Consider the following 21,379-nt stretch of genomic DNA (forward strand, 5'->3'; position numbering starts at 1 on the left):
AACGGTGATAAAAGTAACGTGCCCTGCATGCCAAAAAAAATATAGCGTCATTGACCGTATGGGTGGAAAAGAAATTCGCTGCCAATCGTGCGACTATGTGTTTATTGCTCCACGCAAAAGAGGCGAGAATTGGGTATCGACGATCTGCCCTCAGTGCAGTAAACTCTACAAAGTCTCGCAAGAAATGCTTGGAAAAGAATTTACATGTCGCAGATGTCACCATGACTTTAAGGTAGTAGATTTTGATAACCAAGAACAAATCAAAACCGTCTGTCCAGGATGCAAAAAACGCTATCGTATTGTAAACAAAAAATTATTTGGTAAAAAAATTCAATGCAAAGTATGCGATACCAAGTTTGATGTTGTCCCAATACAAAAAACTAGCGAAAAATATGACGTTATTGACTCTTCTCCTACAGTAGGTGGTTTTGATCCTGCAGGACAAACCTTTCCTATTTTACCGAACACCATCGCCAAAAAGATAAGTAATAATGAAAAACCTGTTCCGGTGAGAAAGGCTCGCGTCAAGTCATCCAAAAAGCAACAACCTAAACGCGCAGCAAAAGTACAACAGCCAAAGCCAAAAACGACACGCCAAAGCACCGTAAGAATGCCAGAAAAGAAAATATCGCGTCAAGAGGCAGAATTTGCCTCTGCCGAAACTCTAAACCCAAATAATGAAGCCCTCCAGCAAGAAATTGCCGCACAGATCAATCAAATGCAGGAGCGTCCGGTAAAGACGGCAAAGATGCCACCGAAAGAAATGTCCGACAAACAACTGGAATTTGCGACCGCTGAAACTCTAGATCCAAACAATGAAGCCATCCAGCAAGAAATTGCCGCACAGATCAATCAAATGGAACGTCCGGTAAAGACAGAAAAGATGCCACCGAAAGAAATGTCCGACAAACAACTGGAATTTGCGACCGCCGAAACTTTAGACCCCTTAAACCAAGAAATGCAAAATGAGATTGCGCGGCAAATCAATATGATGGACGATGGCCAAGAAGAAGAATCCGAAGTAAATTTACTCGGAGTGGACCTTCGAGATACAGCAGAAGAAATCATTATTGATGATAGTATTATAGGCGAAGACACACCGACAACTAACAGCAGTTACGACATGGATGATTACGATGAAGATTATGACGAAGATCTCGACGATTACGATGATATAGAAGATTATGATCATTTAGATCTACGCAATACCGCAGAAGAAATCATTATTGACGACAGTATCATAGGCGAAGAAGCGATAGTCTCGAAAGAAATGGTTGCACAACCACCGCAGGAAGCTAGTCAGCCAAAACAAGAGAGTAGCCACAATATGGCTGCGATTGAAACCGACTCTGACGCCGCCTTAAATTCTCAAGATAGTGATTTTTTGAAAGTCGACAGCGATGAGGTTCTAGTTCCTAGCGAAATTATGATGCCAGAAAGCAACGTACTCACTCCAAGTGAAATCTCCATTCCGACTCCCAAAGCCCCAGTATTTCCCTACGGAAATGAATCGTATATGGACGAAGATTTAGAAAAAACAGCTTCCATGGCCATTATAGATGCAGAAACAGAAACCGAAGAAGTCCTGGAGAAAGACCAAGATTGGAATATAGGAGACGTTATACTAGGACTGTACAGTGTTACGGAAGAAATTGGAACCGGAGAAAAGGGAAAAGTCTATAAAATCTATCACAAACAATTGGGTATAAATGTCGCAGTAAAAAATATCGATATAGCGTCTAGTCAACTCGACCATTCCGACGATGCTTTAGACCCGTGGGGAACGATAAATGGTCACCCAAATATCGTAGATTACTACTACATGCGTGATATAAAAGGTGTACCACGTATTTTTATAGAATATGTCGATGGTAACGATCTATCATTTTTGCTAAGAGAAGGACACTCAGGTTCTGATTCCCTTTATAAAAACGACAGTTACAGTAGCCTAAAGAAAGTTTTAGATGTAGCCATACAAACTTCATGGGCACTTTCATATGCGCACAAAGAAAATGTTGTACATGGTGACATACGTCCCAACAACATTATCATCACTGGTGATGGCACAGTCAAAATAAGCGACTTTGGTGTTCATCATCTTGTTGGTCACCCTGTCCAAGTATACAAATCATCACAAAATGATCAAAGCGGCGACATTTGGGCATGGGGACTATGTTTACTGCATATGTTTGCCGGTGTTAGTTACTGGAATGATGGGATAAATGCAGAAGAAGCCTTACAGAAATACGAAGAACAAGACATTCCCAATCATATTCCCGTGATGCCAAATGAAGTAAAAAATCTATTACAAAAATGTTTTTCGCAAACACCACCAAGTTTTGATGAAATAACAGGTGAATTACAAAAAATTTACTTTACATGTCTTGAAGTAGATTATGCCAGACAGTTGGTTGACGCTGCGGCCAATTTAGCGGATGCCTTGAACAACCGTGCCGTTTTTTTCATGGACATTGAACGCTTTGACACAGCAACCGAACTACTAAAAAAAGCGATTGAAGTAGATAACTACCACTTAAATGCTGTATACAACTACGGACTTCTCCAGTGGCGCAGTGGTGAAATCACCGACCAAGAATTGGTACAACGCCTCAACGTCGTTTTACCTGTAGAAAAAAACAAATGGAACACATACTACCTTCTCGCTTGGGCACATATTGAACGTGGAGATAAGAATATGGCTTACAACTCTCTGCGTCTAGCAGAGGAAAATGCCGAAAATAATATGGTGGCCAAAAACGCCATTTCGCAAGCAACAGACCTATTAAAAGATAGCTATGAACTACAAAAAACGTTGCTTGGTCACGAAGACAGCGTTGGTAGTGTCTGCATATCAGAGGACTCTTCGGTGGCGATCTCATCTGGTTCGGACAATACAGTACGTATTTGGGATCTTCGCTTGGGGGAATGCCAAACAGTTTTGAGTGGACATACAGGCTTTGTCAATGGAGTCGCATTAACTCCTGATGGTAAAACGCTCGCCTCCGCTAGTTGGGATAAATCTATACGTATTTGGGATATCACCAAGCGCGAATGCAGTAATGTAATTCGCGGGCACGACCATTACGTCAATGATGTTGCTGTTTCTGACAATGGCAAAATCGTGCTTTCCGCTAGTTGGGATCAGACGCTACGCGTCTGGGAAACCTCAACGGGTCTTTGCAAAAGAATACTGAAGGGTCACACCGGCAATGTAAATAGTGTTGATTTCTCTTCCGAAGTAGAAATTGCTGTATCCGGGAGTAGTGATGGTACCTTACGCGTCTGGGATATCAATAGTGGCGAATGCCTCAGAGTTCTAAAAGGCCATGAAGGAGAAGTATGGGATGTGGCGATTACCAGTGATGGAGATATGGCTGTCTCTGTTGGCTGGGACCACTCTATTAAAATATGGGACATTTGGACAGGCGAATGTCTACGAACCATGAAAGGTCACACCGATAAAGTAAGTAGTGTGTACCTAACAAAAAATGCAAAAAAAATCCTTACCTCAAGTTGGGACGGAACTATAAAAGTTTGGGATGTATACAATGGCCGTTGTTTGAGAACGATAGAAGGGCATAAAGACAAAGTATACAGCATTACGATGTCTGATTCTGCACAAATTATGATATCTGCAAGTGCTGATCAATCGTTACAGGTGTGGAAATTAGCAAAAGAAGTTCAAGAAGCGCCTTTTACAGTTGTTCGTCCACGAGAAAGTGCTGACAATCGTGCCAATCAAAATCTTGTAGCAATTCTTTTAGTCGAGGCGAAAAAGGCCATTGAAAATGAAAAGTGGGAAGCCGCAGTAAATCTACTGAGTACTGCACGGCAAAAACGCGGCTACGAGCGCTACCCAGAATGCTTAGAGTTATGGAGAAAAATTTCGTACTATACCATGCGTAGTACATTAAAGGGCGCATGGCAAGAAAACAACTTAAAACAACACCGTTTTTGTATCGAATCACTTGCCATTAGCAGCGACGGCAAAAAATGTTTCTCCACAGACTACAATAAAATTTTGGTTTGGGATTTAAAAAACAACGAATGCATTCAGGAATTAGAAGGACATTCCACTAAGGTAAAAAAAATAGTTTTTATCGAAAGCAAAAATATGTTGATTTCCTGTGGGGATGACAAACAATTATGTATTTGGGATTTATCCACAGGAACTTGCTTGCATTCGCTAGAGCAACATAAATATGCTATACGCAGTTTAGCGGTAATGACAAATGGTTACTTGGCGATAACAGCGAGCTACAAAAAACTTTCCGTATGGAACGTTAAAGAAGGTAAATATTTGTTCGATTTAATAGGCCACGAACATTGGGTAGAGTGTGTTGCCATTACCGACGATGGCCGCTTAGCCGTTTCTGGTGGCTACGACAAAACGGTAAGAGTGTGGGACATTGCTTCCGCAAAGTGTATTCAAATTCTGAGCGGACATGAAGACAGTGTACGAAGTGTTGCTGTTACCATTGACGGACGCATGGCCGTTTCTGCCAGCTACGACAATACCATAAAACTATGGGACATCTCCACAGGTAAGTGTTTAAATACTTTTAAAGGGCACAAAGACCGTATAGAAGACATCGCCATGTCTCGAGATGGACAAATACTCGTTTCCGTAAGCTGGGACAAAACTTTGCGCATGTGGGATTTACTCACGGGAAAATGTCTATGCGTTTTGGAAGGACATATGAGCAAACTCCGATGTGTGTCATTATCGACCAATGCGCAATTTGCGCTGGCAGGAGGCTGGGGAAAATCAGTCATTGTATGGAATCTCGATTGGGAACTCGTGGCAAAAACCAAAAGCAAATGGGATGACAATGTTCGCATGTGGATACAGTCCTTTTTGGCTTTACATACACCGATGAAATCCGAAGACCCGAAAAACCCTTTGTTCATGGTAAAAAAGGGAACTCCTGTTTGGCAACAACCAGACTTTGATGAACTACTTGTGCAGTTGAAAAATGCAGGTTTAGGCTGGGTCAACAAAGATAAAATAAAATCAAAATTAGAAACTCTGGCAGAAAGCTGGGAGCAACCACCAGCACTACCTGGAGCAAAATAGTTAAAGTTCGCTCCCATTCTAGAAAACCGCCAAATCCGTGGGAGTCGGGCTTGACAATTAATAAATGATATGATATTTTTAACAAATTGTGTCAATGATAGGGCGTATCCCGAATTTTAGGAAGTGATCCTTATGAGTGATCTCACTAGTTACAAAATAGTTTTCGCATCTGTGGGAAAAAATTTACAAGACAAACCCCAAGACGTAGCATATATTATTTCCAGTACTTTTCAAGTAAAACTCGAAGAGGTTTTAAAGATTGTTAATCAGGCCCCTATCGTTCTATTTGAGGGTCTGTCGGTAAGAGATGTAAGTCGTATGCAAAATGCGGTTATATTTTTAACCAAAATGGGAATTGACATAACAATAACCCCGGAAAAATGCTCACGACTGAGTACGACAAACTGGAAATTAACTCATACACCTCCTATTGCAAGTTGTCCTTCTTGTGGCGACACTTTTATTTTGCTAAATAGTAGTTCGTTTCTATCGCACAATAAACCAGCGCAACCACCTTTATCCCAGGGAGCTATTTCTGCAGAATTTGAAGAAATCGAAGGTTTGTCGGCCGAGCTTGAAAGCATTGTTCAAATGGACGATGACTCAGACATAGAAGAAATAGAAGAAATAGGTAGTGTCTCACAAGAGTTAGAAGAAATGGGAAGTTTCTCAGAAGAATTAGAAAAAATAGGTGATTTAGCGGAAGAACTAGAAGAGTTAACGAATAACGAAAAACTATCACCACATCACGCTTCGCGCATAGAAGATATTGAAGGAATCTCTGCGGAATTTGAAGAAATCGAAGGTGTTTCTGCAGAATTTGAACGAATATGCATGGAAGATATGGAAGATATTGGCAGTTTGTCTGCGGAACTCGAAGAAATTGAAGGAATTTCGGCTGAATTCGAAAAAATATCAGAAGACAACATCGAACGCTTGGACCACTCTAATTTTGGTAATTTTGCAGAAACAGCGTCATTGGACGACGAAATGGAATCGATCTCGGCTGAATTAGAAAAAATAGCCGATCCTATTGCTGAAGAGCCTATTGAAAGCGAAGAAAGTTTTACACAACTCTTCTTAAGCGGTGAAAAGAAAAAACAGCGTCAACCGCAACCTTCTTCTTTGGTAATCCAACCCGGAGCATATGACGTTATTATAAATATTAACCCAAAAGGTAATGTTGCGCTGGCAAATAAAACCATATCGAAACTACTACAAATGAATGTTGACAAAGTCGCGGCAATTACTCGTAAGCATCCCGCAGTAACTGTGGCGAAAAGAGTATCAAAAGATACTGCTCAAGCAATACTACAACAATTTTTTAAGTATAAAATGTCCGGCCATATAAAAATAAATAAATCGTAGAATGAAATAATCGAAAAAGAGACTCACAATGCCAAATTTTTTTGAAATTGACAAAGTAAACCTTTCCAAAGACAAACTATTCCTCATTGCAGGACCTTGTGTTTTAGAAGAAAACCGCGAAACTGAGTTGAAAATAGTCGAGCATGTAAAAAAAATTAGCGAACGATTGGATATCCCTTTTATTTTTAAAGCGTCATACACAAAGGCGAATCGCACTTCTGCAAGTTCTTATCGTGGAGTAGGGATTGAAAAGGGCTTGAAAAGACTTTTTCGCGTAAAAAAAGAATTCGATGTTCCTGTTTTATCTGATATTCACGAAGTTGCGGAAGTTCAAAAAGCGAGCGAAGTTCTGGATGTATTACAAATACCCGCCTTTTTATGTAGACAAACTTCTCTTCTCGAAAGCGCTGCAAACTCCGGTTGTGCGGTGAATATCAAAAAAGGACAGTTTATGTCCCCTTGGGACATGAAACATGCTGTAGAGAAAATAACGGCTATAAGTAAAAAAGTCATGGTAACCGAAAGAGGGGCGTGCTTCGGTTACAATAATCTAGTCGTAGATATGAGAACCTTTCCCGTCATGAGCGATTTTGGCTGTCCTGTGGTCTTCGACGGAACACACAGTGTACAACTTCCCGGAGGCGGTAAAGGACAAACGAGTGGCCAAAGGCATATGATACTACCTCTTGTACGAGCTGCTGTAGCTGCCGGTTGTCACGGTTTGTTTCTAGAAGTTCACCCCGACCCTTCTAGTTCCCCTAGTGATAGTGCTAGTATACTACCGCTTTCCCAATTGGAAAGTGTTTTGAGTGTTGCCAAAAAAATACGTACTCTTGTTTTAGAGGAACAGCAAAAACGTGTTTTATTTGGTGACATCGTACGCGAGAAAAATTTTGCAAGTGGTGAAGATGTCGAAAAGGCCCTTGCCATCCAAAAAAAGATGGACGAAGACGGCGAAGAACACAAGCTACTGGGAATTATTATGCTAGAGCAAGGTATGCTAAACTCTGAACAGCTTCTACAACTGCTCAAAGAACTTGAAGTGAGACAGGGAGTCAAGCTCTACTAAAGTAATTCATTCTCAAGTGGACATTCACATCGCGACAAAAGAAACATAACGTGAACGTGAACGTGAACGTGAACAAAAAAAGCTTACGACCACATTCACGTTCTCCGACTACGAACAAATGCTTTAAGAACTATATTAATAGATCGGAATAAAAAACCTATGGCGACAAAAGATGTTACAGAAACCCCAGAAAAGACACAAAGCTGGGCAGAGAAAATCAACGAAAATCGTTCTACATACATGGTACTAGGCGGAGTAATCCTTGCTGTCGTACTCATCTCTTTTTGGTACACAAATAATTTAAAGCGTAAGTCACAACGAGCTTGGGCATTAGTAGGAGCTGTATCTTCTGCGATGAGCAATGCCCAAGTCTCTGACACGAGCTTAAAGGTAGAAGATTTAAACATCGATGCACATAAACTCGTTCAACAAAAGCTGGGTAGTTTAGAGTCTATACCACAGTTTTTCCGCAATGAAGCGACAAGCATAGACGACTTACATGTACGCAAATTGCCAGAAGATTTACGTAGAACTGTACTGCTGAAGCACTATAAAGTAGCTCTACAAGATGAGATAAAAAAATCGAAAAACACTTCGGCAGCACCGTTTTTGTATTACTGGCTAGGAAATATTTACTTCCAAGAACGCAATGTTGCAGAAGCGGCCAAATGGTACGAAAAAGTAATCAATCGCTATCCAAATCATTTTTTGAGCGCAGAAGCTGAAAAAGACATGCTTGCCGCCAATAAAGATCAAACTTGGTTAGACAAGCAAACCTATGACAACATTGAAAACCTAGACGATTTTGAAGCAAATAGCAAAACAAGCGTTCAAGTTACCACCAGTAAAGGGAAATTTACCATACAACTGTTTGACAAAAACTCTAAAGCTATCGAAAACTTTATGTCACTCGTCAACAGTGGTTACTACAACGGTCTATCGTTCTATGGTATTTCCCCTGAAAAAATTTCAGGTGGTTGTTCATTAGGAAACGGCCGCAGCGAAATAGGAAAAGTACAAGCGGAATTTCAAGACGTTTATGTACAACGCGGCTTAGTAATACTAGAACAAGTGGGTAACAAATTTGGTGAAGTTTGCAGTCGTATTTCTATCACTAAGAAATATCCGTATTTTCGCGGATTACAACGTTGTACAATACTTGGCGTTATCTCTGAAGAAGATATGGCAATTGTGGACTCACTTACCGGTGTAGATGTCATCCTTGGTGTGTCAGCAAAAGAGGTAAGTAACTAATCCTTCCAAAACGGAACTTCTACATCCTAAACTCTATGTTCGCAAAGAAACAATGCGAACATAGACAACTCTCTACGGGTGAAAATAATGGCAAAATTAGATATCATTTCAGGAAACAATCAAAATACAAGTTATAAAGTCCAACAGAAAACGACCATTGGACGTCTTGCAAACAATACCATAGCCATTGATGATACGAAATCCTCCCGCCAAAACAGCCTTGTTTTTATCAAAGATGGACTCTATTATATTCGCGATTTAAAAAGCCGTAATGGAACCATTGTAAACGGAGAAAAAATAGAAAACATACAACAACTTTTTGCGGGCGACCGTATTAAGGTAGGCAACACTATATTCATTTTCTCCGAAGAAGACGACCCAGATGTAACACGAGATCTTGCCAGCGTAAAAAATGAATTATCCCCAAGTCCAACAAAAACGCCTAAAACGCAAGAGTCAGATCTCCAAAAAGGTATTCGCGAGGCTTCCTCGTCCGTGAAAAAGAGAACACGACGTCGTAAATCTCAAAAATACACCCGTCCAAGTATCAATCAAAAACTCGAATCAATGAACCGTACACATGTGATCATTGCGATCGTTGTTATTATGTGCGTTCTTTTTGTGGTGTCGCGATGGCTAACTCTAAACTTTATCAGTTAGATTCTGCCGAATTTGCCAAGCAGCTTAATATTCTTTGTCTCAAAGCGAAAAAACGCAAAAAACAGCAACAAAGACTTCCCATCAATTGGCAAGGTAAAGAAACCTTTGAGTTTGAGGAATATCGTCAGTACAATCCTGGGGATGATTTAAGACGCGTTGATTGGAACATATACAATCGCTTACAGGAAATAGTGATTAAAGAATATGAAATTGATCCTCCACAACACCTAGTTGTTATCCTGGATATATCTAAATCTATGGATGTATTTCATAAACTGCAATATGCCAAAGCTCTTAGTGCTGCTTTAGTTTATATAGGTGCTACGCTACTCGACAAAGTCAGTTTTTTGTGTTTTCCACACACACAACAATCACTGCGCTCTTTTTCCAACAATCGCAATATATTTCCCTTCTTTTCTTTTTTACAACAAATTTCTTCTCATCAAGATGTGGCCAGTTTGAAAGAATGTTTTCAGCAATTTAGGCTGCTCAACTCTACCAACATAAATACGGTCGTCATCAGTGATTTCTATACCCAAGAGTATTTTACCTCCATGCGAATGTTTCGCGGTACCTGCACTGCGGTGCAAGTGGTCAGTGAAGAGGAGCTTCATCCGCAACTCAGCGGTAATATGTGTTTTGAAGATGCAGAAAGCAACAAACAGCATTCTTTATTCATTGATAAAGAAAGAATGAAAATATATCACAAAAATTTCCACGATCATCTTTCTCAAGTCAAAAATCATTGTTGGCAGCACAAAATTAACTATCTACTCACAGAAAAACACAATTTGACATTTGTTCTCAATATTTTACAAACGGCAGGGTTTATTCGATGAGTTTTCTCCACGCGCATTATTTATGGCTTTTATCTGCACTATTTTTTCCTCTCATTATGCGTTTACGTAAAAAAAAATACCAAAACTTTTCTGTTCCTCATTTACATTTTTGGCTTAGGGAAAACGAAACCCTGAAACACAATAAGTGGAAAGTTGACGTACGTGATATCTTGTATCTCCTGCCACTTTTTCTATTGTTTCTTCTCACCAATTTATCTCTAACAGAGCCATATAGAGGCGAATTACGCAAAAACTCTCACTATCTAGTGATCACCGATATATCTCCCTCAATGAAAACGGTAAAAAATTCGCAAAGTCGCTTACAACAAGTTCAAACTTTATTACGAAAAATGTCTCTCAAAAACCATACGATTTTTACCACACACAAAATACCTAAAGTAGTACAAATAAAAGATATTGATCGACTAGAGGTAGGTCCATCGTATGTAAAAAACACCGTCTCTTTTGTCGAAAACTTCTACCAACAAGATGACCATATCGTTATCTTTACCGATGGAGTCGACAAAGAATGGTCCAGCATATTGCCAAAGCTCAAACAAAAAATGGGTGACAAACTACGCGTCAAAACAATTGGTGACTATTGCCCAAATGCGGGTATATACGTAACAAAAGTGGAATCTAGTCAACTTTATTTGCAAATATATCACGACTACACAACACCCACTTCTACGCGTTTGCTGTGGAGAAAACTAGATCCTACGCCACAACAAAAATTCTACGAAAAAAAGATACAGCTCCGTCCCCAAAAAAACATCGTAGAAAAGCTGTCCCTCCTTCCCGGAAAATGGGAATTTCGCTTGGATATAGAGGAAGATTTACAACAAGATAATAGGGTGACACAAATCATTGAAAAACAACAAAAATGTCGTGTACTAGTGTTGTCAGACAAAAATATCCCGGAATTTATGGCCGCGCTCGGCGTCTATCAAAATTTGATAGATCACAAAAACAGCTCTTTTGAAGTACAAACAGTTCCCAATAAATTCTTCGATTTGGCCTTTGTCCATTTACCCAAATGGGACTTTTCCATAAAGACAAACTTTGCGAAAGTAGTTTTGTGGAACACGAAGGGAAATTTTTTACCCTACCCCGCTTTGCGTGTGGAAAAAAAGAATAACTTTCGCAATGTATTTCATCATAAGCTTATGCAAAATGTCGATTTTTCTCTACTAACGACAAAATTTATCGACCTATACACTCACAGTAAAAACAACCTAGTTATTCATCCGAATGGCAATGCCATATGGCAAAGTTCACATCAAAATATTCCTTTTGTCTATGTTGGATTTTCTTTAAAAAACTCCAATATAGCCTTTCTGCCCTCTTTTCCTATTTTTATCAAAAATCTATTAAAATGGGCTTCCCCGCAACCCCCTAAAGTTTATTTTCCCACAAAAACCCCCATAACCCTAAAAGCAAATATTCGTTACGATACCCCACTAAAAATTGACAAACACAACGAAGTTGTTTATTTACAGTGGTATGTGATCGTGGGAGCTTACGCATTGGGTATATTGTGTATTGCGTATTTCTGGAGAAGTTAGAACATCGTGACTCGTGACTCGTGGCTCGTGACTCGTGGCTCGTGGCTCGTGGGCTCGTGGGTTCGTGGGCTCGTGGGCTCGTGGGTTCGTGGGCTCGTGGGTTCGTGGGCTCGTGGGTTCGTGGGTTCGTGGGCTCGTGGGCTCGTGGGCTCGTGGGCTCGTGGGCTCGTGGCTCATGACTAAATCACAAACCACAGATTATTCGCAGACCCACAAAATTTGCCATATTAAACCTTATCTTGCGGTACCTTACTAACAAAACGGCGAAATTTTCCAGAAACCTGCCTAGGAATTTCATCACAAAACTCAAAATCAACCTGCAAAGTTTCATGCAAATCTAGCTTTGTTAAATGCTGATGCAAAGCAGTCTTTATATCCGTAACAATTTCCTCTTTGGTGGCGATTCTAATTAAGATATGATTGTCGTCATCGTGGATGATTTGGTATTCCTCCACACGGTGATCATTGATGAGCGGTGGCTCAAAAGCACAAGGGTGTATGGGAATTTGTTGTGACTCGGGACGTAGCCAGAATATATCATCTGTTCTACCATCAATATTTTCAATAATAGGTGCCTGATCTCCACAACCACATTTCTTTTTACTAATCGTAATGCGATCGTCGAGACAAAAGCGAATAATAGGAAAGGCGTAGTTATTTAAATTTGTCACCAATACATGGTGTCCACCCGCTCCATCAGGCACACGAACATTATTCTCGTCAACATTTTCAAGAATAGATACTTCGGGACGCAAGTGAAGCTGTTCTTTCCGACAAGAGCTGGCGATAAATGGGCACTCTCCCGCACCATACACATTGTGAAGCGCCACATTGGCAAATTGTTGTCTTGCAATAGATTGGGTGTGTACATCAAACGGCTCACTAGTACAAATAATGTGTTTCGGGTTTACCCGCAAATTTCCCAGGTAGGCTTGGCGTGCTAATACACGTAACATCGAAGGGTAACTCACCCACACCTCAGGACGTAGTGTGTTTAATTTGTTGATTATCTCGTCTATGGGCTGTCCAATATCAACGATCTCTGAGTGGGCCACTAAATTCATAACTCTTACAAAACGACGCATGAGGTGAGAATAGAATGTTCCCGGAAAGTGACCACTCTCTAGAATGATAGAAGCAATACGCATTTTTTTACCCGAAAATGCCCGTAGCATTGTTTTTACTGAACTCGGTACAGTACCAAAGGCAATAGAAGAGGCCACCATCCTCTCCGCATCCTGTTCGTCAATCACCAAGCAAGTAATCAAGCCACTCGTACCACTCGTGCGAAACGCAAAATGATTTGATTCAGTGAGTTCAGCACTTTTTGCCTTGGTAAAAAAGTCCATAATTCCTTCTTTACTCACATCGCAATAAGCAAGAATTTCGTCAAAATTCGCCATCAACTCTTTTTTGGTCAAAGGAGGTACCTTATGCAAATCGTCTACACAATGGCAATCGCGTAGACGTTTTTCCCAAAAAGGTATTTTGCGCGCTTCACAGAGAAGTTTCAGAAAACGGCGTTCCTGATATTTTTTTCTTGCAGACATTTGCTGTTGTGTAGATCTTTTTAAACTCTTCGCCAAGGTAAGTATCTTTAGCATCTTATTTCCTAGTACGATTAACAGTATTTCTTTTCCCAGTTTCTTCCAAGTAGTACAAGCCCAATCACAATCCACAGTATTTCTCTTGAACGTCTCAATATTGAGAAGGCCAATCCAACACTAGAGTCAAAGCCAAACATTTTAAACAACATGACCTGCCCTGCTTCTTGGACGCCAACAGAACCAGGTATAAAAAAGCCTGCGCCTTTAATGGCCATTGCAATGGCTTCCATCGCAAAGATCGCTCCCCAACTTGCGCTCTGCCCAGTTAACATAAAAAAGATATATATTTCAAATATTCCACAACACCAACTCAAAAAGTAGTAGACAAAGGCCGCGGTGAGTCTCCCTTTTTCGTTGCGATAGTAATCGAGTAACACCGAATCAAATTTAGCAAGAGCGTCTTTATATTTGGTAAGAGACGTCGCTAGCACTTTCATTTTTGCAGCCCACTTACTAAAAAAATTGCCAAATCCGTATATTTGCAAACCGAGAAATATCAATAAAAACAATGCCAATGTCGCAATCGACAACTGAATACCGATGATAACAGGGTCATTGCGATTTCCCAAAACGTGAACGGCAATTTCAATTCCAATAAGAATGAAAAGAACTTCCGAAGCAATCATCAAAAATTTACCGATCATTACCGACGCAAAACCATTGGCCAAAGGTACCTCATTTTTCTTATACAAAATGTAGGCTTTAACCGGCTCGCCCCCCAAGTAAGCCGTGGGAGTCACGTGGTTAATGGATTCTCCTGCAACCCGCGCATAAAATAGTGTGGAAAAAGGTAAAGAGATGTCGCGGCCAAAGGAGTATTTCCAGCCAAGGGTATCGAGTAAATAAACTCCAAAATATGGAAGTAAAAACAGAGGTCCCCAAACTCCTAAACTAGCAATTTCTTGCCAAATTTTTTGCGGCCCAATCTCGTACACCAGCCAAAAGATAACACCGATCCCCATAGCCAGTAGTATATTTTTGATAATCTTCATTTGTACCTCAAGAAAAAATATTTGTCACACACCGTGCCAGTTTTTTTGTCCACTCTCGATAAGGAGGATAAATAAATGACAGTCCACTAAATGGCCCTTGGTAAAGGATCGAACGCGCGTGAGAAAAGGTCTTGAATCCATGAAAGCCGTGATAATTTCCTATCCCGCTTGCGTTGACGCCCCCAAAAGGTAAATGAGGATTGCCAAGGTGAATTGCCACATTGTTTACGCATGTACCTCCGGACGTCGTATTCGTCAAAATACGTTGGATATTCCCCCGGGAATGCGAAAAAATATAAACAGCTAAAGGTTTGTCGTTATTACAGATAAAAGATGTTACTTCATCGAGACTCTCATAAGTAACTATCGGTAAAATTGGTCCAAAGATTTCTTGCTTCATGATCGAAGCTGTTAACGAAACATCACGAACAATTGTCGGAGCAAGATAGTTGTGATTGCACTCTCGTTGCCCTCCTAAAACAACTTTTCCCCCATCAGCAATTACTTCATCCAACATTGTCGCCAAACGTTCCCAGTGTTTTTCACTCACAATTTGTCCTACTTCGGGCCGCGAACTTTCGCCATAAAATTTTTTCCAAACGTTTTTAACAGCAGCGATAAACATCTCATGAACTTCCTTGTGCACCAATACATAGTCTGGAGCAACACATGTTTGCCCGGCATTTAAAAATTTTCCCCACATAATACGTTGTGCCGCACTCTTTATACTTGCTGTTTTGTCAACAATTGCTGGACTCTTTCCACCAAGTTCTAGAGTTATAGAAGATAAGTTTTCCGCGGCAGCACGCATGATGTGTTTACCGACACGGCCACTACCTGTAAAAAAGATATGGTCAAACGGAAATTTGAGTAACTCTTGACAAATACTCACATCACCTTCGACTACGCAAACTTCATTTTTGTCAAAGACCTGTGAGATAAGTTCGCAAAGTAAATGACTGGTATGAGGTGTGACTTCGGAGGGTTTCACAATAACGCAGTTTCCTGCGGCGATAGCAGATATTAAAGGAACTACTGCTAAATGAAATGGGTAATTCCATGGGGAAATAATAAGAACAACTCCCCGAGCTTCGTATCGTAAGCGACTTTTTGTTCCCATGAGCATCATGGGTGTTTTTATTCTTTGTGGCTTCATCCATTTTTTTAATCTTTTCATACAAAAATTGATTTCTGCCACTGTTGGCTGAATCTCTGTAAGCTCTATTTCTACCTCATTTTTTTGAAAATCGTCATGCAGGGCTTTGTAAATATCGTAGCGCTTTTGTAAAATATGTTTGCGCAAATTTTTGAGTTTTTCAATTCGCTCTTGGGCGTTTGTCTGTGAGATGCGCCAACGATTCTTTTGCAAATTGTCAAATATGCTTGAAATAGAACTCACTTTTACTACTCCTGTAAACCTTACTCGTCCAACAATTGTTTAATTTCATTCTCATTGTGCAAAACATCTTGTAGAGAATAGTTCTCTAGTGTATTTAAAAAATTAGTTTGCGCTTCGTAAAGAATACCTTTTAATTTACAAACGCTGGCAATCTTGCATTTACCTTGAGGATGAAAGCATTCTACTATATAAAAATTTTCCGTCTGTACCACTAATTTTTTTAAATTGATATTTTCGGGACTCATCGCCAAAGAAATTCCTCCGCCACGCCCCTGGTTCGTTTTTATATAACCCAATTTTCCGAGGTTATGCACAACTTTCACAATATGATTTTTCGAAACGCCATAACTTTCCGCAATAACCGCGATAGAGCTTTTTTTGCGTATAGCGAGAAATATAAGTACCCGTAAAGAGTAATCGGTAAATGATGTTAACTGCATACTATAACTCGTTTGTCGTTTTGATGAAAAAGTTCTTACAAAATTTTATTGATACTGCGCATTTAAACATATATAATAAATACATGTTTAAAATCCTTGGTTTTGTATAAAAAACCAAATACATGTCATCATTCACAACAGAATAATGGATGTTACCAAAAATATTGCCCAAAAGTTTTTGATTAGATTAAACCCGCTTGCGAGCGAGATCGGGCTCGAAACAGAAGGCAATAATTAACATGATGACAGTTCTAACAATACCAAAATTACATATAAAAATTTTTTGCCCTTAAACATATATTTCACATACATATTTAAAAGAGGAGTACACAATGAGCGAAAAGAGCTTATTTGAGAAGCTAGGTGGAAAAGATGCTGTTGAAGCCGCTGTTGATAAATTTTATGATCGCGTTTTACAAGATGAACGCATCAATTATTTTTTCAAAGATACTGACATGAAAAAACAAAGAAATCATCAAAAAGCGTTTCTCACTTATGCATTTGGCGGTATTAATAACTATAATGGTCGCAGTATGCGTAAAGCCCACGAAAAATTAGTAAAAGAACAGGGCTTAAACGACTCCCACTTTGATGCAGTCGTTGAAAATCTAGCAACTACTTTGCAAGAAATGGGTGTAGGTGGAGACCTGATAAAAGAAGTCGCTGCCGTTGCTGAAACAGTAAGAGATGATGTTCTAAATAAATAAAACCCAAAAGGCGCAACGTGTTGCGCCTATGATACTTTATCGTTCAAGAGTATCGATATGTATTTCTTTTAAAACAGCTAAACCTGCTTGTCGCCACTCTTTATTATCACTTTTTAACAACTCAACTAATTGTTCGGAAACGTTTTCTTTAATATTAATCAGAGCTATTGTTGCCGCTTTTTTAATCCAAAAATTATCCTCTTTTAGCGCATTTACCAAACCTGGAATAGCAGGTTGACCTATTCTTTCCAATATTTTAATTGCTGACTTGCGAATATTGGCATTTTTTCCTTTGAGAAGTCCAAGCAGTTTCGGAACAGCCGGTTCTGAAATTTCGGCAATAGTATTGCTAATTTGTTTACGCAATTTGGTGTTTTTCCCCAAAACCTTCATAAGCGGTATAACACTACGTTCCCCAATCGCTTGTAAATTCAGAAGAGCGTATTCGTTGCATTCACTGTCGTCGCCTGATTGTAATATATTGATTAGAGGCCCTATGGATTCGTAATCTTTCACATCCAGGTCAAGCATCGTTTTCATAATCGCCAGTCGCAAATCGCGATCATCTTCTAAAAGGTAGGAACGTAATTTCGACAACATTTTTTTGTCTACTTCAGGTAATCCTGGCAAAGATTCAATGGCAGATTTTTTTACCTTGTTGTCCTTGTCATCTAAAGATTGCATCAAAATTCGCTGAGTTTTACTTGATTTCTTTGCGATGTTCACCGTCAATTGTATTGCTTCCTGACGGATATCAGGAGATTCATCGGAGCACAATTGAAACAACATCGGGTGTAAATCTTGATGTTTATCTTCAATCTGCGATAGGGCAAAAATGGCCGCTAATTTCACTGCAGGTATTTTGGACTTAGAAAGTTTTTTGAGTTTTTTGATCGCGGGTTTTGCTTTATCTTTCATCTTTCCTAAACAACGAATAACGGCTTCTCGCGAATCGTCATTTGGCTTATCGATAAGATTGAGTAATATTTCGACTATATCTTCTGATGGCGGAAAATTCGCCACTAAGGACAATAAAGCAATTCTCTGTTTTGCATTCTCAACAGCCGCCAGCGACTCTAATATACTGTCTCGCGCACTTTCACCAATGTTTTCCAAAGCCCACTTGGCATTACGTACCACCTTTGTGTCTTCATCAGATAGAGAGGAAACTAGATAAGGAATTGCGTTTGCCGCATCTTCTCCTATTTTTCCTAAACTCCAGATCGCCAACGTACGCGTACGTGAATCTTTTTTAACCAATGTTTTTATAAGAGACGGTACGGCGTATTTTCCTAACCTTGCCAATGAAAATGCCGCAGCTTTGCATATCTCAGACTTCTTGTCTTCGAGAAGTGAAACTAATAAACCAGCAATCTTCGTCTGCTGCCAGGGAAACAACCCTAATATCTTTGTCGTTTCCAAACGAATTTTACTCTGACGATTTTTTAATGTTTTCTGCCACAACCACAAAAATGGAATGGCACAAGTTCCCGACATCAAGGCAATCGTTTCCGCATCGGGATGTTCTTTACGCACTGCAATACTAAAAATCGCATCGACTTTATGTGCAGGAAATATCTCTAAATACTTATCAAATAGGCAATCTGTAATTTTTTTACTCTTGACGTTCGCCAGTATTTGTAGGGAAAAAATAACGGTTTCGGGTTCTTCTTTACATACAAAGAATTGCTCAATAAACTTAAAAAATAATTTGTTATCTTCGAGAGTAGCGAGCTGTTTGCCCAAACCAAGAATATTATCAATAGACCAATCACTGAGAATTTTTTCTAAACTCAAAGTGGTTTGTTGAAGAGGATAATTTTCTAGTAGATAGATAAAATTTTGCGGTGTTTCTTGTTGTGGTAATTCCGATAGTTTTTGATTTATTTCTTCAGAAGCGCTTTTTTTATTTTGCTTTTTCCAAAATATCATATATTTCTCTCATTTACATCCATGCAACTTGTCACATTGGCTCAATTGTCAAAACAAAATGTCATCCTGGCACATAAAGAATTCTATTTTGTCTAAACGGCTTTTCATTCTAAGTCTTTTTTTTTCTAGACTTTAAAAATATATTTATATTTCTATTTTGATAGGCACTTTTTTTGCTTTGTACTGTAGTCTAAAATTATACACAGTAAGTTTTGTCTTCTGAATTGTACCATACCGAAGTTGCCGTGCAAATAGAAAAGTTATGTGCAACAAAATATTACGGCGTACCAAGTACAACATAACTTGTGGTATCGAAAGACAGAAGTAACAATTGAATTTATGAAATGTTCAAAAAGTTCTCATGTGAACTTTTTAGTAAATGTAGACCCAAGTAATATGACAGAATAATTACACGTAATTTTACGGTAAGTTATTTTTCACATATTCGATATCAAGGAGAGAGTGTAGATGGCTAGTATTACACCTATCGGAGATAAGATTTTATTAAAACGTTTGGCAGCTGAAGAAAAAACCAAGGGAGGAATCGTTCTTCCTGAAACAGCTAAAGAAAAACCAAAAGAAGGTGAAGTTATCGAGTTGGGTAGTGGACGTCTTCTAGACGATGGAAAAAGAGCACCTTTCACCGTACAAAAAGGGGATCGCGTTATTTTTTCATCTTATGCAGGTACAGAAGTAAAAATTGATGGCGAAGAATATCTTATTTTATCAGAAGATGAAATTCTAGTAATTGTGAAGTAACAAGGAGATAATCCATGGGTAAGAAAAAAATTGCATTTGATGCAGAAGCAAGAGAATCGATACGCAAAGGTGTAAGAACTCTAGCTCGCGCAGTCAAAGTAACTTTGGGACCTAGAGGACGCAACGTTGTAATCGAAAAAAGCTTTGGTGCTCCTACAGTAACAAAAGATGGTGTTACCGTAGCTAAAGAGGTAGAGTTGGAAGATTCATACCAAAATATGGGTGCACAAATGGTAAAAGAAGTTGCTTCCAAAACTTCTGACATCGCCGGAGATGGAACCACTACCGCAACTGTATTGGCAGAAGCAATTTTCGAAGAAGGTTTAAAAAACGTAGTTGCCGGAGCAAATCCAATGGCACTAAAAAGAGGTATAGAAAAAGCAGTAGATGCTTGTGTAAACCACCTCGGAGAAAGCAGTACCCCTATAAAAGATAAAACCGAAATTGCACAGGTTGGAACAATTGCATCAAACAACGACCAGCAAATCGGTGACATAATCGCTGATGCCATGGAAAAAGTAGGCAAAGATGGTGTTATTACTGTTGAAGAAGGAAAAAGTCTAGAAACAACAGTTAACCTTGTAGAGGGAATGCAATTTGACAAAGGATACATTTCTCCTCATTTCGTAACAGACGCCGATTCCATGGAAGCTGTTGTCGAAAATCCACTCATTTTAGTACATGAAAAAAAGATTTCTGCCGTCAAAGATTTAGTACCTATACTAGAAAAAGTAGCACAAGCAGGAAAACCGTTGTTGATCATCGCCGAAGATATCGATGGCGAAGCACTAGCGACACTCGTGGTCAACAAACTACGTGGAATTATCAATTGCTGTGCGGTTAAAGCTCCTGGTTTTGGTGATCGTCGCAAAGCAATGCTCGAAGACATCGCAATCCTAACAGGTGGCAAGGCAATTTTTGAAGATCTTGGGATCGAATTGGAAAATATTTCCATCGACGATTTAGGATCGGCCAAAAAAGTAATTGTAAACAAAGATAACACTACAATCATCGAAGGATCTGGAAGTTCCGAAGACATTCAAGGCCGCATCAAGCAAATACGCCGCGAAATTGAAAACTCAACTTCCGATTACGATATTGAAAAACTACAAGAACGTTTAGCAAAACTTTCTGGTGGTGTCGCAGAAATATATGTCGGTGCTGCCGTGGAAGTTGCGATGAAAGAAAAGAAAGCAAGAGTAGAAGATGCTCTTCATGCTACTCGCGCTGCAGTAGAAGAAGGAATACTACCTGGCGGAGGCGCAACCTTATTAAGATGTCGCAAAGTTCTTGATGAAGTAAAAGAAAACAGTCAAGGTGACGAAAAAACTGGTGTCGACATTGTACAAAGAGCTCTTAGTGCTCCACTACGCCAAATTGTAGAAAATGCAGGATTAGACGGTTCTGTAGTTATTCAAAACATTCTGGCATCTGATGACAAAAACTACGGTTACAACGCAAATGTCAATGAATATTGTGACCTAGTAAAAACAGGTATTATCGACCCAACAAAAGTAACAAGATGTGCCTTGCAACATGCTTCAAGTATTTCATCCTTACTACTAACCACCGATGCTTTGATTAGCGAAATCAAAGAAGAAAAACCTGCAATGCCAGGTGGTGGCATGGGAGGTATGGGCGGCATGGGAGGTATGGGCGGCATGGGTGGCATGGGTGGCATGCCAGGCATGGGCTTCTAGATCTCAGCAAA

The 21,379-nt window shown here is 39.6% G+C and carries 15 protein-coding genes; 10 read left to right on the plus strand and 5 right to left on the minus strand.

The window, feature by feature from the left end; all coding sequences use genetic code 11:
- The first annotated feature begins 4 nt into the window (after positions 1 to 4).
- The 7 genes from UABAM_RS10140 to UABAM_RS33930 all read left to right on the plus strand — a co-directional run bounded on the left by UABAM_RS10140 (position 5) and on the right by UABAM_RS33930 (position 11,832).
- Positions 5 to 5,077, plus strand: a complete 5,073-nt coding sequence (locus tag UABAM_RS10140) for a protein kinase domain-containing protein (protein WP_151967889.1) — start codon at positions 5 to 7, stop codon at positions 5,075 to 5,077.
- A 132-nt stretch (positions 5,078 to 5,209) separates the two neighbouring features.
- Positions 5,210 to 6,445 carry a hypothetical protein gene (locus UABAM_RS10145; RefSeq protein ID WP_151967890.1) on the plus strand — a complete coding sequence of 412 codons (1,236 nt, stop codon included), beginning with the start codon at positions 5,210 to 5,212 and terminating at the stop codon, positions 6,443 to 6,445.
- 28 nt (positions 6,446 to 6,473) lie between these two features.
- Positions 6,474 to 7,514, plus strand: a complete 1,041-nt coding sequence (kdsA, locus tag UABAM_RS10150; protein WP_151967891.1) for a 3-deoxy-8-phosphooctulonate synthase — start codon at positions 6,474 to 6,476, stop codon at positions 7,512 to 7,514.
- 159 nt (positions 7,515 to 7,673) lie between these two features.
- On the plus strand, positions 7,674 to 8,768 hold the full coding sequence (locus UABAM_RS10155) for a peptidylprolyl isomerase (RefSeq protein ID WP_151967892.1): 1,095 nt from the start codon (positions 7,674 to 7,676) through the stop codon (positions 8,766 to 8,768).
- Between the two features lie 87 nt (positions 8,769 to 8,855).
- Positions 8,856 to 9,428, plus strand: a complete 573-nt coding sequence (locus tag UABAM_RS10160; RefSeq protein WP_151967893.1) for an FHA domain-containing protein — start codon at positions 8,856 to 8,858, stop codon at positions 9,426 to 9,428.
- Complete coding sequence (locus UABAM_RS10165; RefSeq protein ID WP_151967894.1) at positions 9,401 to 10,267, plus strand: DUF58 domain-containing protein; 867 nt, start codon at positions 9,401 to 9,403, stop codon at positions 10,265 to 10,267. Before UABAM_RS10160 ends, UABAM_RS10165 begins: the two co-directional genes overlap by 28 nt.
- Positions 10,264 to 11,832, plus strand: coding sequence for a BatA domain-containing protein (locus UABAM_RS33930; RefSeq protein ID WP_261343980.1), 1,569 nt, complete (start codon positions 10,264 to 10,266; stop codon positions 11,830 to 11,832). Before UABAM_RS10165 ends, UABAM_RS33930 begins: the two co-directional genes overlap by 4 nt.
- Positions 11,833 to 12,059: 227 nt before the next feature.
- On the opposite strand, the gene UABAM_RS10175 is transcribed toward UABAM_RS33930, so the two are convergent.
- Genes UABAM_RS10175 through UABAM_RS10190 form a run of 4 tightly spaced genes read right to left on the minus strand, consistent with a single transcriptional unit; the run spans position 12,060 to position 16,270 of the window.
- On the minus strand, positions 12,060 to 13,436 hold the full coding sequence (locus UABAM_RS10175) for a phenylacetate--CoA ligase family protein (RefSeq protein WP_151967895.1): 1,377 nt from the start codon (positions 13,434 to 13,436) through the stop codon (positions 12,060 to 12,062).
- Between the two features lie 17 nt (positions 13,437 to 13,453).
- The gene (locus UABAM_RS10180) at positions 13,454 to 14,431 is read right to left on the minus strand and encodes a flippase-like domain-containing protein (protein WP_151967896.1); all 978 of its coding nucleotides are present in this window, start codon (positions 14,429 to 14,431) and stop codon (positions 13,454 to 13,456) included.
- Between the two features lie 7 nt (positions 14,432 to 14,438).
- Positions 14,439 to 15,830 (minus strand): aldehyde dehydrogenase family protein, encoded by a 1,392-nt coding sequence (locus tag UABAM_RS10185; protein WP_229759381.1) that lies wholly within the window; start codon positions 15,828 to 15,830, stop codon positions 14,439 to 14,441.
- A gap of 20 nt (positions 15,831 to 15,850) precedes the next feature.
- Positions 15,851 to 16,270: an Rrf2 family transcriptional regulator gene (locus UABAM_RS10190; protein ID WP_151967898.1), complete on the minus strand. Its 420-nt coding sequence runs from the start codon at positions 16,268 to 16,270 to the stop codon at positions 15,851 to 15,853.
- 332 nt (positions 16,271 to 16,602) lie between these two features.
- Here UABAM_RS10190 and UABAM_RS10195 point away from each other — a divergent pair, with 332 nt between their 5' ends.
- Entirely contained in the window at positions 16,603 to 16,977 is a 375-nt protein-coding gene (locus UABAM_RS10195; protein ID WP_151967899.1) for a group I truncated hemoglobin, read from the plus strand.
- A 36-nt stretch (positions 16,978 to 17,013) separates the two neighbouring features.
- On the opposite strand, the gene UABAM_RS10200 is transcribed toward UABAM_RS10195, so the two are convergent.
- Positions 17,014 to 18,909: a HEAT repeat domain-containing protein gene (locus tag UABAM_RS10200; RefSeq protein ID WP_151967900.1), complete on the minus strand. Its 1,896-nt coding sequence runs from the start codon at positions 18,907 to 18,909 to the stop codon at positions 17,014 to 17,016.
- A 468-nt stretch (positions 18,910 to 19,377) separates the two neighbouring features.
- Here UABAM_RS10200 and groES point away from each other — a divergent pair, with 468 nt between their 5' ends.
- Together groES and groL are read left to right on the plus strand one after the other, a co-directional pair.
- The gene (groES, locus tag UABAM_RS10205) at positions 19,378 to 19,668 is read left to right on the plus strand and encodes a co-chaperone GroES (protein ID WP_151967901.1); all 291 of its coding nucleotides are present in this window, start codon (positions 19,378 to 19,380) and stop codon (positions 19,666 to 19,668) included.
- 14 nt (positions 19,669 to 19,682) lie between these two features.
- Positions 19,683 to 21,368: a chaperonin GroEL gene (gene groL / locus UABAM_RS10210; protein WP_151967902.1), complete on the plus strand. Its 1,686-nt coding sequence runs from the start codon at positions 19,683 to 19,685 to the stop codon at positions 21,366 to 21,368.
- The last annotated feature ends 11 nt before the right edge of the window (positions 21,369 to 21,379 follow it).

Source organism: Candidatus Uabimicrobium amorphum (genome assembly GCF_009002475.1).
In the GTDB taxonomy this organism is placed as follows: Bacteria; Planctomycetota; Uabimicrobiia; order Uabimicrobiales; family Uabimicrobiaceae; genus Uabimicrobium; species Uabimicrobium amorphum.